The organism is Oscillatoria salina IIICB1 (genome assembly GCF_020144665.1).
In the GTDB taxonomy this organism is placed as follows: Bacteria; Cyanobacteriota; Cyanobacteriia; order Cyanobacteriales; family SIO1D9; genus IIICB1.
In genome coordinates, this window is record NZ_JAAHBQ010000071.1 from 1 (window position 1) to 14,539 (window position 14,539).

Here is a 14,539-nt window from a genome sequence, read left to right on the forward strand (position 1 = left end):
GCAGAGCCAGGGAACGAGAATTAACCCATCTACCCTCGTCCCTAGGCTGGCTAGGCTGGAGTGGAGGCGGAGCCTCCTGGGGGCATTCCCCGGCGGAGCCAGGGAACGAGAAAAATGAGCTACAAACGAGAAATCTTTCTCTATCGGGGGAGTGAAGAAACCTAGGGAAATTATTTATATCCTGAACCCATAAGCTGTGGCTTTTACCAACAAATTTGGCTGTTAGCTCGATCTTGAGCCAATTTAACAGAATTACTGTAGGAAATATTTATGGAAGAAGTAACCAATATCGGGAAAAAGCCAAACCAACCTGATAGTAAAGAAGTGGAAAATTGGGCTTCGTTAATCGGTGGTGGGGCTTTGGTTCTTCTCGGCTTAAAAGAACGTTCTTTGCGCGGAGTTTTGATGACTTTGGCGGGAGGAGGTTTAGTTTATCACGGAATGCCAAAAGAAAATCTAGGCGACAAAGCCCAAGCCGCATTAGGACTGAATCAAACTATCAAAGCTGAGAAAACTGTCACGATTAATAAGCCAGTGGCAGAGTTATATAACTATTGGCACAACTTTGAAAACTTGCCGACATTTATGGAGCATCTTCAGTCGGTGACAGTGCAGGATGAAAAGCGTTCCCATTGGGTAGCAAAAGCGCCTTTGGATACAAAAATTGAATGGGACGCAGAAATAATTAAAGATGAGCCAAATCATTTAATTGCTTGGGCTTCTGTAGACAATGCCGACATAGAAAATTCCGGTTTTGTTCGGTTTCAACCTGCGCCTGCGGGACGAGGTACACAAGTGAAAGTGGCAATTGAATATAATCCGCCGGGAGGAATTGTAACTGACGCGCTGGCGAAACTTTTTGGTGAGTCGCCGGAACAAAGAGTCGGTAACGAATTAAGTCGTTTTAAGCAGTTAATGGAAGCAGGAGAAATTGCAACGATCGCAGGTCAACCTCAAGGAAGTTAATTAGTTTTTGGTATGGGAAATTTAGCGAAATTTTCAGTTAAAAAGTTCAAAATATTAACAATTTTTGCAATAATGTTTTTGGGCTTGACTATTTGTGTATTTAGTGCTAGCAATAACAGTTGTGCGGCTTGGGCAGCACCTTTAACTCCGGAAGCTGAGTCTTACCAAGTTGATAAGAGTCCGGAAAAGGTACGGGTGAATTTAGATGCTGCTAAAAATGAGGGAAAAGAGTTAGCAGCAGGTGCAAAGGAAAAGGCTGAAGCTACGTTAGATACGATGCAAGAAAAACTCGATTTCTCAGATAAAAATAAGGAAAACGTTCAAGATAAGCCTGTTTTGGTGCAAGACAAGAAAAGATGATTGTAGTTTCAATATCTCTTGCTGGAAGAAATTCCTAGCCACTCTTAAAAATTTTTGGTAATGGATGAACTAGCTAAAATGAGGCGAGTAAGTAAAACTTTTTAGTCGAATTTTGATTGATAGAAAAGTATGATTAAAAGCAAAAAACAAGCAAAATTTTTAAAATCAATTGCGATTGTCTTGGTAGCAATGTTGGGAATAATTGCGACGAATTTAACGATAAATATTCAACCAGCGCAAGCAGAAATAGGAAATAATTTTCTCGCTTACAACATCAATAAAGAAATTGACCAGCAAAGAAAGGAAGAAACAGAAAAGCGTTACGGGGAAGATGCAGGAAAAGTAGTTAATCAAGCGAGACAACATAACCAAGAAGATTCTAACTCGGCGCTAAAAATCAAACCGGAAGATTCTTTACCGGAAAAAGCAAGCAAATTTTTCAACCAAGTGAAAGATAAAGGTTTGGTAGACAAAGAAACTCAATCCTAGAAAAATATTAGCGGAGAAAATTAACTAATGAAAGCAGTTTGTTGGCACGGTGCAAAAGATGTTCGAGTAGATAATGTCCCAGAACCGAAAATTTTGAACCCTCGCGATGCAATAATTAAGATTACTTCGACAGCGATTTGTGGTTCAGATTTGCACTTGTATGATGGCTTTATTCCGACAATGGAATCTGGTGATATCCTCGGTCACGAATTCATGGGTGAAGTCGTCGAAGTGGGTTCCGGAGTGAGTAACTTAAAAAATGGCGATCGCGTCGTGATTCCGTTTACAATTTCTTGTGGAAATTGTTTCTTTTGTAACCGAGATTTATGGTCATTATGTGATAATTCTAACCCGAATGCTTGGATGGCAGAAAAATTCTACGGTCATTCACCATCAGGATTATTTGGTTACTCACATTTACTCGGTGGCTATGCTGGAGGACAAGCAGAATATGCGCGAGTTCCCTTCGCTGACGTAGGACCTTTAAAAGTACCTGATGGACTCACCGACGAACAAGTTCTGTTCCTCACAGATATCTTTCCTACAGGTTATATGGCGGCAGAAAATTGTAATATTCAACCAGGTGATACTGTCGCAATTTGGGGTTGTGGACCTGTAGGACAATTTGCAATTCGTAGCGCTTATATGTTATGAGCAGAAAAGGTAATCGCTATTGATAGGATACCGGAAAGATTAGCCTTAGCAAAAGCAGCAAATGCAGAAGTCCTCAACTACGAAGAAATTGACGTAGGGGAAGCAGTTAAAGAAATGACTGGAGGAAGAGGACCCGACGCTTGTATTGACGCAGTGGGAATGGAAGCCCACGGAACCGATGCAATGGCATTGTACGATAAAGTTAAGCAAGCAGTGCGCTTAGAAACCGGACGAGCGTTAGTATTAAGACAGGCGATGGCTACGCCGACCTTGCGGTACGCGGCTTGTCGCAAAGGTGGTACAGTTTCGGTTCCTGGTGTTTATGGTGGCTTTATTGATAAAATGCCGATGGGTGCAGTGGTGAATAAAGGTTTGACGATTAAATCTGGACAAACCCACGTACATCGCTATTTACAGCCTCTCCTAGAACGCATTCAAAATCAAGAAATTGACCCTTCTTTTGTCATTACTCACAAAATGAAGTTGGAAGACGCACCTAAAGGTTACAAGATTTTCCGCGATAAAGAAGACAATTGCATCAAAGTTGTCCTCACACCCTAGTTAATTGATAGAGACGTAGCAATGCTACGTCTCTACAGGAAATTTTAGGAGAGAAAGGCGATCGCTTCACAGTTTATCTTTTTTCCCAGTCCCCAGTCCCCAGTCACCAGTCCCCAGTCCCCAGTCACCAGTCCCCAATTTCCTAACGTGGACGAAATAGATGATAATGGTCAGGATGGTAGAGACGCGATCGCGCTTTTTTCCCTGACAAAGCAGGACTAATCAAGTACAAAGTTGTCCGAATTAAGTTATTTTCTTGAGTAACTTTTGCCATTTTGTCAAGGGTTGTCAAGAAAATCTTTTCATCTTCCCAACCGACGCGGAAGCAAACAGCTACGGGTGTTTCCGGTGGATAATGTACCAACAACTTAGCTTGAGCTTTTTCCACATGACGGGCGGCGAGATATAAGCACAAACTGGCTTTATGGGCTGCTAAAGCAGTTAATTCTTCACTTTCCGGAACTTTTGAAGCAGCGCCACTAATGCGCGTCAGAACGATTGTTTGCACCAAATTAGGAACCGTTAATTCTACGTTTAATTTCGCTGCGGCTGCTTGGAAAGCACTAATTCCAGGAATCAACTCAAAAGGGATATTTTCCTCAGCTAAAAGGTGCATTTGTTCGTGAATTGCGCTATATAGAGTTAGATCGCCAGAATGGAGACGTACTACCGAGAGATTAGCCTTGACACGCGCGATCGCCAAAGGCAAAATTTCTTCTAAAGTCTTATTACTCGTATTCAGCAACTCTGCATCAGCCCGCACAAACTGCAAAATTTGCTTCGGTACTAACGAATCAGCATAAATAATAACATCCGCCGCTTGGAGAACTTTTACTGCTTTGAGCGTCAGTAAATCAGGATCGCCGGGACCCGCCCCAATAAAGTAAACTGCTGGTTGAAGAGAAGATGGAGACGCTTGGTACATAAATCAGAGAAAAAATTTTCCAAATTATCCTGATGATAGTTCCTAGCTAGAGAATAATGTACAGTAGATGCACCCTGGTTCGGCTCTAGAGTTTCCCCTCTAGAGCTTTTATTATGGCGATTTTTCCGGATGACAGCTAAGTCCCTGGAAAAAAGAAAGTGGTAGATGCACCCTTGTTTAGCTCTAGAGTTTCCCCTCTGGGGCTTTTTATTTGGCGATTTTTCCGGATTTGAGAGAAGTTCCCAGAAAAAAGAAAGTGGTAGATGCACCCTGATTTAGCTCTAGAGTTTCCCCTCTGGGGCTTTTTTACTTTATTTGACGATTTTTCCTGATTGAAGCCAAATCCCTGGAAAAAAGAAAGTGGTAGATGCACCCTGGTTTGGCTCTAGAGTTTCCCCTCTAGGGCTTTTTTATTGTGTGTGTTTAGGTGTTAGTTTGTTCTGGAGTGGACTGTTGTTGAGGAGGGACGACATCCGGGAGACGACGCTTGAGTAGATACAGCCAAGCTAGTCCGAGTAAACCAAATGCGATCGCCATTAAACTTATCAGTTGGGCTACCCGTAGCGGTCCAAACATCAAGCTATCAGTGCGCAATCCCTCGATCCAAACTCGACCGCAACTATAAGCTACCATATAAACTAACGCTAGAGTACCTGTTTTCAGTTTTCCTCGATGGCGCAATCCCCAAAAGAAAAGATACATCAGCAAAGCAAAGACCATTAAGTTCCACAAAGATTCATAAAGAAAAGTAGGGTGAAAATACTCATAGTCGATATACTCCAAAGGACGACGGTTAGGAGGAATATACAACTTCCAAGGTAAATCCGTGGGAGCACCAAAAGCTTCAGAATTGAAAAAATTACCCCAACGTCCGATCGCTTGTCCTAAAATTAAAGAAGGGACAACCAAGTCAGCTAACAGCCAAACCGAAATTTTATTCAAACGACTAAAAATTAAAGTGGCGATCGTCCCACCAATAATTGCGCCGTGAATAGCAATACCACCTTTCCAGATTGCGATAATTTCTTCTGGACGTTGAGCGTATTCTTGCCACTGAAACAAGACATAGTAAAGTCTAGCACAGGGAATCGCCGCAATTACCAACCAAATTGCCAAATCTGCTAAAAGATCTGGGTTGACATGACGACGCGAAGCGAGATATTGAGATAAGGTAACGCCAATTAAAACGGCTGAAGCTATTAATAAGCCATACCAGCGAATAGTTAGCGGACCAATTTCCAAGATAATTGGACCTGGAGATTGAAATTGAAAGGCTAAGAGTAGCATTAGCGATAGATAAAGTTGAGATTAAATAAAAAAAGGCTTCAAGTAATAGTGTACTGACTAACGGATCTAAATTCTCACCCCTAGTAAACTACCTTAAGTTTCCATCCTCCCATTAGCTGTCTAAGTAAAATAAACATTATCAATTCGTTTGATCTTACCATTCAAACTACCACTCTCGAAATCTTCAATATCTGCACCCACTTGCCTTTCTAATAACTTTAATTCACCTAACTCAGAAATAGCGATCGCCACATAAATTATCCGCAAACAACTACCCACAATTGTCCCAGATTCCGCAACTTGAATACTGGTTAAAACTATCCCCCATAATTAATCCTTTCTGCATCACAATCGTCAAAAAAATGGTAAAACTACTTAGCCTTTCCCTTTGCGCCTTTGCACCTTTGCGCGAAATACTTCTACAATCAAAATAAGAACCGAGAAAAAAACTAAGAATTAATGGCTATTCAAAGCAAAGATAACTTAACTAAAATTAACAACCAAGAACCATTACTAGGCAAATCTTTAAACGAATTAACCGAGTGGGTGCAACAACAGGGACAACCGAGCTATCGTGGTAAACAATTATATCAGTGGCTTTACCAACAAGGAGCGCGATCGCTCTCTGAGATCACCGTATTTCCCAAACAATGGCGCGAAACGGTGAAAGATTACCCCCTAGGTCGCTCTACTATAGATTACCAGAGTGTTGCCCCAGACCGAACCCGTAAATATCTGCTTCGTCTGGCTGACGATCTAATTATCGAAACTGTGGGAATTCCTACCAGTAAACGTCTCACGGTTTGTGTTTCTTCGCAAGTCGGTTGTCCGATGCAGTGCGATTTTTGCGCGACTGGAAAGGGTGAGTATATTCGTAACCTGAAACATCATGAAATTGTCGATCAGGTGTTAACTGTCCAAGCGGATTTTCAAGAACGAGTTAGTAATGTAGTATTTATGGGGATGGGTGAACCGTTGTTGAATATCAAAGAAGTAGTAGCGGCGGTGCGATCGCTAAATGAAGATGTGGGGATCTCCCAGCGATCGCTAACTATTTCTACTGTCGGTCTTCCCGGACGCATTCGTCAACTCGCCCAACATCAATTACAAGTTACTTTCGCTGTTAGTCTTCACGCCCCTAACCAAAAATTACGCGCACAACTTATTCCTAGCGCTAGTCACTATCCCCTGGATAAATTATTAGCAGAATGTCGCGAATACGTCCAAATTACCGGGCGCAGAGTAACTTTTGAATACATTCTTTTAGCTGAAGTAAATGACTTACCTCAACACGCTTTAGAATTAGCCAAAAAACTCCGTGGCTTTCAAACTCACGTCAATCTTATTCCCTACAACCCAATTGTGGAAGTAGACTATCAACGCCCCAGCCAACAACGAATAGAAGCATTCACCGAAGTGCTGAGGCGCGAAAATATTGCGGTTAGCGTGCGTTATTCTCGTGGCTTAGAAACTGATGCCGCTTGTGGGCAACTTCGTGCTTCTCGTCACTAGCCATAATTAGCATTTATTCCCGGAGCGTAAGCTTCAACAACTTTACCCGTGCGGGAGCAATTTACCATTAAATAGTCACATTCATTACATTCAGTTTGCACGAGCTGATTATTTGTAAAGTAATGACGTTGACATTGACTCCCGCAATTAGGACAGCGCACTATTTGGGTTAAACGCATTTTCAAACCTTGAATTTTTTTTGTTAAAGTCATTTTAAATGCTAAATCTAATGACTGTTTCCAGCCATTAATTACTCAAAAATTGATTATCTTTGCTGAAAGAACTATTTCTTTCATCTCTATTTATTATTTCAATTTTTCTTTTCGATGTCAATCTAGCTGGAGATGGATCTTGTCTCAAATACTGTCGATCCCCGTAGTTTTCTCGTTTATATGGTTCGAGCGCAAGGCAATTTTGGTTAGCCAGACATCTTGCCTAAAAATGACGATTAGTAGCCCAATTAGTCGTCAGGGAGATTAATTGCGGTTGTCTTCTTAGTTTTTCGCTGTTTTCTACAGTAATTCTTCAGTATTACCGAGAAAAAAATCTTAAGAATTAATTAAGGTTGTTGCTTGGACCAGAAGTTGGATTTTTCTATGAAAAGATAATAGTACTGACGCGATCGCAACTGGGAAATAACCTCTAACGTTTCACCTCTGTGAAAAAGTTAGGAAAATCTTCACAATTGATGCTGAAAATTAATTTAAATAACTGTCATGATAAACTAACCTCAGCCAAAATAACTTGACAATCAAACTTGTGGAAGCTCAACCCAGAGAAATCCAAAACTATCAAACAGTCGAGGGAAGAAGTCCTTTTGAAGAATGGCTTGAGTCTCTTAGGGACAGTAGAGGTAAACTAATAGTTGATAAGCGAATTAGGCGTGTTAGGGTAGGTAATCTAGGAGACTATCGTTCAGTAGGAGACGGGATATTTGAGTTAAGAATTGATTACGGTCCCGGCTACAGAGTATATTTTGGACAAGTAGGAACTACCCTAGTGCTTCTTCTTTGTGGTGGGGATAAAAGTAGCCAAAAGCAAGATATTCTCAAAGCAAAAGAATATTGGAGAAATTATGAAAGACGTAAAAGTATCACCCAGTAGAAACTATCATGAATATCTCATGGAAGCTCTGCAAGATCCAGAAAGAGCGGCTGGAAATATTGAAGTTGCTTTAGAAATCGAAGCAGGAAAACCCGAACCAGAAATACTCCACCTAACCCTAAAAGATATTATCGATTCTCGCGTCGCGGCAAATAATCTTTCACCCGAAGCTAAACTACACTATGAGAAACTGGCTAAAATTCTCTCAGAAACACAAGGTGTAGAAATTTTTACTTTCATTGAGTTACTATCGGCATTAGGCTTTCGTTTAGCGGTTGTTTCTACATGATGATTGCCACATCTCAATTATCATTATTACTACCTTCTTCTACCGCCGCAAGTTTCAATATTACCAGCTTCATCTAAGGAGATTTGATTTCCTTGTCCACACTGAAATCCACCAAAATTTTGATCTCTTCGGAGCGTACAAAATTCTAGCGTGTTATTAGGATAAAATTGGGCTAAACCCCCTTGTTGACATTCTATTCCGGCAAATCTTCTGTCTTTACTCAAGAGACATTTTTTCAGATTCCCGTTTTCGTGTAAACTAATTTTACTAGCCTCTTGACAATAGATACCTTGATAGTTTTGCTCTAAATGCAAGGTGCATTCTCTTAAATTGCCGTTTGCATATAAGCTAATACTATAATTTTGATTGCATCTGATGCCAGAAATAACGCGGGTGGTGGTAGTATTTGCTTTTAATGGTTGAGGTGAAAAAGTGTTTATTGCTCCTAATCCTAGGAATGTTACTACTATGACTAATCTATTTTTAAAGCTCATGATTTCACTCTGATTTTTGGGTTTTATTGCTCGGTAATTTTGGTCATTTAGTTAGTTGTCTGAGATGTTTCGCTACGCTCAACATGACAATTAAGGGTTAGATGTTTGGCTGCATTAAACATGACAATTGTGGTTAGGTTTTACTCACCTTTTTTTCACTTGTCTGAGATGTTTCGCTGCGCTCAACATGAGAATTAATTTGGCTTTAATATCACTTAAATGAAATAAAATTTCCAGTAAATGGCGATCGCTAAAGGGTACAATTTGACTCAGAATTCCAACTCTAAGCAAATTGTGCAAGAAACTCTTTCTCGGTCGCTTCTAGTACCCAATTCGCGATCGCCGTTTACTCTTCAACTTCCTAAACTCAAAATGACCAAAGCAAAATTTGCTAATATTAGCATCATACCAGAGAAAGAAAAATAGCGATCGCTCTTTAAGCTGGATGAAAATAATTGTAAATTTCCTGTGCTAATACTGAACCAATACCGGGAACTGCTTGTAATTGTTGAAGATTTGCTTCGCGAATGTAGTCAATAGAATGAAAATGTGCTAATAGTTCTTTTTGTCTAGCAAAGCCTAAACCGGGAATGTCATCGAGACGCGATCGCCGCAGCTTACTTGTACGTTGTTGACGATGAAAACTAACTGCAAAGCGGTGGGCTTCGTCTCTCAATCTTCGCAAAAGTTGCACTCCTGGTTGTTCGGAATTCGTGTGTAAAGGTAAAGATTCTCCTGGTAAAAATATCTCTTCTCTTTGCTTGGCTAAACTCACTACGCGCACATCTTCAAGTAAGTTTAAATCTTGCAAAACGGCGACAACTGCTGATAGTTGACCTTTGCCACCATCAATCATAATTAAATCGGGAAAATCAGGATTTCCTTGACGTTCTAAACTTGTATTTTCAGCATATTTCCGAAAGCGACGGCGAATAACTTCCGCCATACTCGCAAAGTCATCTGAATGTCCAGCCCTAACATTAGGGTCTTTAATTTTATAATGACGATAATGTTGTTTGGCGGCTACTCCATCCACAAAAACTACTTGGGAAGCAACTGCATTTGCACCTTGAATGTGAGAAATATCATAGCCTTCAATTCGTTTTGGTAAGTCAGCTAAGTCGAGAATTTCAGCTAAATCTTGCAGCGCTTCTAGGTTACGATCGGCAAAGCGTTGAGTACGTTCTAATTCATATTTGGCATTGCGTTCAACCATTTCAATTAATTCTGCCTTGATTTGTCTTTGGGGTGCAATTATTTGCACTTTGCGACCTTTAATTTCGCTCAACCAATCGACTAAAATTTCGGTTTCGGGTAATTCATATTGAACGATAATTTCAGGAGGAATTTCTACCGAATCAACATAAGAGTAATGTTCTTCTAAAACTCGTTGTAAAATTTCTCCAGGTGTACCCGATTGTGCGTCAGCAAAAAAGCCTAATCTCCCGACTAATTTACCAGCCCGAATTTGAAATAATTGAATACAACCGTGTTTGTCGTCAGCAGCGATCGCGATCGCGTCTCTGGAGACGGTATCATCAGGTAAGGAAACTTTCCGATCTGCCTGGAGTGCTTTCAATCCCTGAAGGCGATCGCGAATTTGCGCCGCTAACTCAAAGTTTAACTCGCCTGCGGCTTTTTCCATTTGCTGTTGCAAAAGTTCGAGTAATTCTCCCGTCCTTCCTTGAAAAACCATTGCTACTTTTTGCACGATTTGATGGTATGCTTCTGGAGTAATTAAAGCTTGACAAACACCAGGACAACAGCCAAGATCGTAATTAAGACAAGGACGGTCTTTAAATAAAGGTCGCGGACGCTGACGTAACGGAAAAAGGCGCTTGACAAGATGCAGGGTACTGCGTAATAATCGGACATCTACATAAGGACCGTAATATCTATCTTTTTCGTTTCCTTTACGTCGCTTGCGAGTGATAAATATACGCGGATAATCTTCCGACCAAGTTATGCAAACATAAGGGTATTTTTTATCATCCTTTAACAGAACATTAAAATACGGCTGATGCTGCTTGACAAGATTGGCTTCTAATGCTAGAGCTTCGGCTTCAGTATCAGTAACGATAAACTCAATTTCCGCCACCTGACGTACCATCATGCGAAGGCGATCGCTCAATTGTTGTCCAGGTCGAAAATAGGAACGAACCCGCGATCGCAGTTTCTTCGATTTACCGATATAGAGAATATTCCCAGAGCGATCGCGCATCAAATAAATCCCCGGTTCCAGAGGAATTTCTTTGAGGATTTGCTCTAAGCGTTCTGGATCTTGAATTAAGAGTAGCTCGGTTGTAGAGGTTGCCACAGTAGTATAAATGCTCTTTACGCTTACCAATAACTATAATAAACACAGCAGCGCTTTTGCGGAGATAGTGTTAACCGTCACGATCGTTGAGTGAGTAATAATTTTGAGTCGATCTAGATCTAAAGTAGTATTTTGTTCGCAAAAATTTCACAAAAGCTTGAAAAATTCACCCTGTAAGTAAGTTGCTCGAATAACAGTTAACAGAAGATACTTTTCTTGTCATCGCTTAGCGAGCCGCTCTTTAATAAATTTTCGTTAGTAAGAGCGTTAGTTACTCCCGAATCATTACTTCCCCAAATAGCTAGAGGTTGTTATGCAGAAAATATTGAAAAATGTATTTGAGCCAGATCGATTACCAGAAGATGTACCAAGTTACTTATCTGCACCTCAGTTACTCGTAGCGCGAGGTTGGCGATCTTTTGAGTAACAAGAGCATATTTCATTTGTGTATTTAAGGTTGTCCGGGGAGGAGAAGCAATGATATCCGATCCACCAGAATTGCGTAGTTTAAAAATTTTGCTCGTTGAGGATACGCCAGTTAATCGCCAATTGTTAGTCAACCAACTCATGGTACTCGGTTATCAAGCTGATTGTGTCTCCAATGGTGTCGCAGCCCTTAACCGCTTAACTAAGCAAGACTACGATCTGATCTTGATGGATTGTATAATGCCCGTTCTCGATGGCTATCTAACTACCGAAGCTCTGCGCGCTCGAGAAAGTAACTCTCGTCGCACGATTGTCGTTGCTATGACTGCTAATATTTCCCCAGGAGAGCGACAAAAGTGTTTAGCCGCAGGTATGGATGATTATCTGAGTAAGCCGATTCAATTGGAAATCCTAGCGACTATTCTCGCTCGTTGGTCGTCAGTGCTGGGTGTTCGGGTTCCAGAAAGTTGCCACTCAGTAATCGAAAACTACAATCTAGCAGATGACCAACAGCAAATCGATCGCCCGATCTTACCGATGGAAGTTTCTACCGAAAGCGAGCTACCGAGTCCCGAACGAGGTGAAATTCCCGTCGAATTAGCTCGTCTGCGCGAACTTTCTCGCGGCGATCTTGAGTTTGAGTTAGAAATGTTACAAGCTTTTGTCGAAGATGCTCCTGTTTATCTGGAACAAATACGTCAAGCAATTTCCACTGGCGATCTTAATTCCCTTGCTCTCACGGCTCATCAACTCAAAGGTGCTGCGATGACAGTGGCAATTTATGAACTTCCCGAACGAGCCAAACAGTTAGAAAATTTAGCTGTCAATAACTGTCTCGAAAAGGCAAGAGAACTGCTAGCTGAGTGCGAGAGAATTGTTGATGAAGTTCATAATTTCCTTGCTGATTTAGTCCAAACGGAGAAATCCTCCCGTTTGTAATCTATTTGTAGAGGTTGAGGCTTCAAGCAGATTCTGAACCAAGGTTATTTAGATTAGTTTACTATCCATCAAGCAACTGTTTCGCGATCGCTGTTCTTGCTATCTATCCAAATTATTTCTCCAATTATTCTTTATTCAATTTTTTTTTGAATTCAATTTTTTTTGATTTAACTTCTTCTTAATTTTATCTCAGTTTATTATCAAGCATCAAGGCTCTTTTGTCAAGAATAATTATTTATTTTACATCAGAAAAAATTTCAGAACAAAGTTAATTATTATTTCCGATCTCCGCTCCGGCACAAACTTTACAAAATAATGTAAAGAAAAGTAACATGGTGAAAGAAAAGGTAGTAGAAACCTCACGAAACCAGCAAAGAGCAATGAAAAAAATTCTTGTAATCGAAGATGAAAGAATTCTGCGCCAAAGCGTAGTAAAAATTCTTAAAAATGAGAACTTTGAGATTATAGAAGCAAAAAATGGCAGTATGGGAGTTTACTTAGCCAGAACCCAAAAACCAGACTTGATTCTTTGCGATCTAATTATGCCAGAATTAGATGGTTACGGAGTCCTAGGAATTTTGCAACAAGATCCCAACACAGTAATGATTCCCTTTATTTGTCTGACTGCTCAAGAAGACCGAGCTTCTCTGCGACAAATAATGGAACTAGGAGCTAGCGACTATATTACCAAGCCTTTCACCAGAAGCGAACTACTAGGCGCGATCGCCACTCAATTAGGAAAACGAGAAAGGCTGCGTCAGCAACAAAATCTCGCCTTGTTAGAAGCAACTGCAAAACTAAATCGTCTCGCCTACTACGACAGTTCGACTAAACTGCCCAATCAACTCTTATTAAGAGAAGAATTTACCAAGATCGTGCAATTGAATCTTTACCAGTCTCAGGTAGTACCGCTAATGATACTATGCCTCAACCAATTCCAACGCTTTACTTACGGTTTAGGTACCAAATCTAGTGAAAAGCTACTCCAAGTAATAACCGAGCGCATAATTGTTTGTGCTGGTATTCATAGTTTAGTAGCCCGACTTAATGAAGAACAATTTGCAATTTTATTGCCTAAACTTAACGCCAGAAAAAAGATTGAGAAAATAGCTCAAACCTTACTAGAAATTTTATCTCAACCTTTTGATTTAGAAGAGAAAAAAATCTATATTTCTTGTAGTATTGGGATCGGAATTTTTCCTTTAGATGGTAACAAGCTTGATTCGCTGTTACAAAACACAACTGCGGCATTAGCTGAAGCCCAACAGATGAGCGGCAATCGCTATCAGTTTTACAGGCCAAGTTTGAAAGAGCAATCCTCAGACCGTTTTCAATTAGAAATGGACTTGCGTTTAGCAGTAGAACAAGGAGAATTACTAGCTTATTATCAACCCCAATTAGACTTAAAAACCGGAAAAATAGTTGCAGCAGAAGCTCTCATGCGTTGGCAACGTCCCGATAGTAGTTTTGTTTCCCCAGCTAAATTTATTCCTCTTGCTGAAGAAATTGGTTTAGTAATAGCCCTTGATGAATGGATGCTTTATGCTGCTTGTAATCAAGCTAAAATTTGGCAGCAACAAGGATTAAATTTGACTGTAGCAGTAAATCTTTCAGGCGTACATTTTAATCAGTCCGATCTGAGTAGGAGAGTGGTTCGAGTCTTGGAAAACACAGGTTTAGAACCTCAATACTTAGAATTAGAAGTCACTGAAACTGCACTAGTACAAAACCAAGAGCGCGCGATCGCCACTCTCCAGGAATTAAAAGCGCTCGGAATTAGACTATCTTTAGATGATTTTGGCAGTGGTTACTCTTCTTTGATGTATTTACAGCAATTTCCTTTCGATAGCTTAAAAATTGACCGCAGTTTTATCCAAAACTTAACCAAAGAGTCAAAAAACGAAGCGATCGTCACAGCAACTATTCAAATGGCACATAGTCTCAATTTGCAAGTAGTTGCCGAAGGAGTGGAAACTCAGCAAGAACAAGCTTTTCTCAGCCAACATCAGTGCGATCTAATTCAAGGTTACGCGATCGGTCATCCGATGCCACCACTCGAACTGCAAAAAATGCTTCAGCTTAATCAACAAACAAATCAAGCGATCTCTCTAAAAAAAGCTGCTAATAATTTATCGAGTTTGAATTAATTTCAGTTAAGGAGAACGAAGATTAATTTTCAGCGTCAATTAGAGGAACTCAAAAGCTAAAAAGTTTGT

At 40.4% G+C, this 14,539-nt stretch carries 17 protein-coding genes; 11 read left to right on the plus strand and 6 right to left on the minus strand.

Annotated elements, in window-relative coordinates; all coding sequences use genetic code 11:
* The first annotated feature begins 270 nt into the window (after positions 1-270).
* From G3T18_RS19120 to G3T18_RS25950, 5 genes are all read left to right on the plus strand, one after another.
* On the plus strand, positions 271-966 hold the full coding sequence (locus G3T18_RS19120) for an SRPBCC family protein (protein ID WP_224412184.1): 696 nt from the start codon (positions 271-273) through the stop codon (positions 964-966).
* A 12-nt stretch (positions 967-978) separates the two neighbouring features.
* Complete coding sequence (locus tag G3T18_RS19125; protein ID WP_224412185.1) at positions 979-1,326, plus strand: hypothetical protein; 348 nt, start codon at positions 979-981, stop codon at positions 1,324-1,326.
* A 129-nt stretch (positions 1,327-1,455) separates the two neighbouring features.
* Positions 1,456-1,815 (plus strand): hypothetical protein, encoded by a 360-nt coding sequence (locus G3T18_RS19130; RefSeq protein ID WP_224412186.1) that lies wholly within the window; start codon positions 1,456-1,458, stop codon positions 1,813-1,815.
* Positions 1,816-1,842: 27 nt separating this feature from the next.
* Positions 1,843-2,469, plus strand: coding sequence for an alcohol dehydrogenase catalytic domain-containing protein (locus G3T18_RS25945; protein WP_318014007.1), 627 nt, complete (start codon positions 1,843-1,845; stop codon positions 2,467-2,469).
* Between the two features lie 12 nt (positions 2,470-2,481).
* The gene (locus G3T18_RS25950; protein ID WP_449868234.1) at positions 2,482-3,030 is read left to right on the plus strand and encodes a zinc-binding dehydrogenase; all 549 of its coding nucleotides are present in this window, start codon (positions 2,482-2,484) and stop codon (positions 3,028-3,030) included.
* A gap of 142 nt (positions 3,031-3,172) precedes the next feature.
* On the opposite strand, the gene cobM is transcribed toward G3T18_RS25950, so the two are convergent.
* The 3 genes from cobM to G3T18_RS19150 all read right to left on the minus strand — a co-directional run bounded on the left by cobM (position 3,173) and on the right by G3T18_RS19150 (position 5,521).
* The gene (cobM, locus tag G3T18_RS19140; protein WP_224412187.1) at positions 3,173-3,955 is read right to left on the minus strand and encodes a precorrin-4 C(11)-methyltransferase; all 783 of its coding nucleotides are present in this window, start codon (positions 3,953-3,955) and stop codon (positions 3,173-3,175) included.
* Positions 3,956-4,378: 423 nt separating this feature from the next.
* The gene (gene lgt / locus G3T18_RS19145; RefSeq protein WP_224412188.1) at positions 4,379-5,242 is read right to left on the minus strand and encodes a prolipoprotein diacylglyceryl transferase; all 864 of its coding nucleotides are present in this window, start codon (positions 5,240-5,242) and stop codon (positions 4,379-4,381) included.
* A 120-nt stretch (positions 5,243-5,362) separates the two neighbouring features.
* Complete coding sequence (locus G3T18_RS19150; RefSeq protein ID WP_224412189.1) at positions 5,363-5,521, minus strand: hypothetical protein; 159 nt, start codon at positions 5,519-5,521, stop codon at positions 5,363-5,365.
* Positions 5,522-5,701: 180 nt separating this feature from the next.
* Here G3T18_RS19150 and rlmN point away from each other — a divergent pair, with 180 nt between their 5' ends.
* A complete protein-coding gene (rlmN, locus tag G3T18_RS19155; RefSeq protein ID WP_224412190.1) occupies positions 5,702-6,754 on the plus strand; it encodes a 23S rRNA (adenine(2503)-C(2))-methyltransferase RlmN in 1,053 nt (350 codons plus the stop codon).
* On the opposite strand, the gene G3T18_RS19160 is transcribed toward rlmN, so the two are convergent.
* On the minus strand, positions 6,751-6,966 hold the full coding sequence (locus G3T18_RS19160) for a replication restart DNA helicase PriA (protein WP_263480498.1): 216 nt from the start codon (positions 6,964-6,966) through the stop codon (positions 6,751-6,753). The genes rlmN and G3T18_RS19160 overlap by 4 nt on opposite strands.
* A 547-nt stretch (positions 6,967-7,513) precedes the next feature.
* Between G3T18_RS19160 and G3T18_RS19165 the strand changes: the two genes are divergently transcribed.
* Positions 7,514-7,858 carry a type II toxin-antitoxin system RelE/ParE family toxin gene (locus G3T18_RS19165; protein ID WP_224412210.1) on the plus strand — a complete coding sequence of 115 codons (345 nt, stop codon included), beginning with the start codon at positions 7,514-7,516 and terminating at the stop codon, positions 7,856-7,858.
* Entirely contained in the window at positions 7,830-8,147 is a 318-nt protein-coding gene (locus tag G3T18_RS19170) for a helix-turn-helix domain-containing transcriptional regulator (protein ID WP_224412191.1), read from the plus strand. Before G3T18_RS19165 ends, G3T18_RS19170 begins: the two co-directional genes overlap by 29 nt.
* Before the next feature lie 29 nt (positions 8,148-8,176).
* Here the strand turns inward: G3T18_RS19170 and G3T18_RS19175 are convergent, their stop codons facing one another.
* Positions 8,177-8,641: a hypothetical protein gene (locus tag G3T18_RS19175; RefSeq protein ID WP_224412192.1), complete on the minus strand. Its 465-nt coding sequence runs from the start codon at positions 8,639-8,641 to the stop codon at positions 8,177-8,179.
* 264 nt (positions 8,642-8,905) lie between these two features.
* Between G3T18_RS19175 and G3T18_RS19180 the strand changes: the two genes are divergently transcribed.
* A complete protein-coding gene (locus G3T18_RS19180) occupies positions 8,906-9,067 on the plus strand; it encodes a hypothetical protein (RefSeq protein WP_224412193.1) in 162 nt (53 codons plus the stop codon).
* Between the two features lie 10 nt (positions 9,068-9,077).
* On the opposite strand, the gene uvrC is transcribed toward G3T18_RS19180, so the two are convergent.
* The gene (gene uvrC / locus G3T18_RS19185) at positions 9,078-10,958 is read right to left on the minus strand and encodes an excinuclease ABC subunit UvrC (protein ID WP_224412194.1); all 1,881 of its coding nucleotides are present in this window, start codon (positions 10,956-10,958) and stop codon (positions 9,078-9,080) included.
* 477 nt (positions 10,959-11,435) lie between these two features.
* On the opposite strand from uvrC, the gene G3T18_RS19190 reads away from it, so the two are divergent.
* A complete protein-coding gene (locus G3T18_RS19190) occupies positions 11,436-12,323 on the plus strand; it encodes a response regulator (RefSeq protein WP_224412195.1) in 888 nt (295 codons plus the stop codon).
* Between the two features lie 380 nt (positions 12,324-12,703).
* The gene (locus G3T18_RS19195) at positions 12,704-14,470 is read left to right on the plus strand and encodes a two-component system response regulator (protein ID WP_224412196.1); all 1,767 of its coding nucleotides are present in this window, start codon (positions 12,704-12,706) and stop codon (positions 14,468-14,470) included.
* Positions 14,471-14,539: the final 69 nt, after the last annotated feature.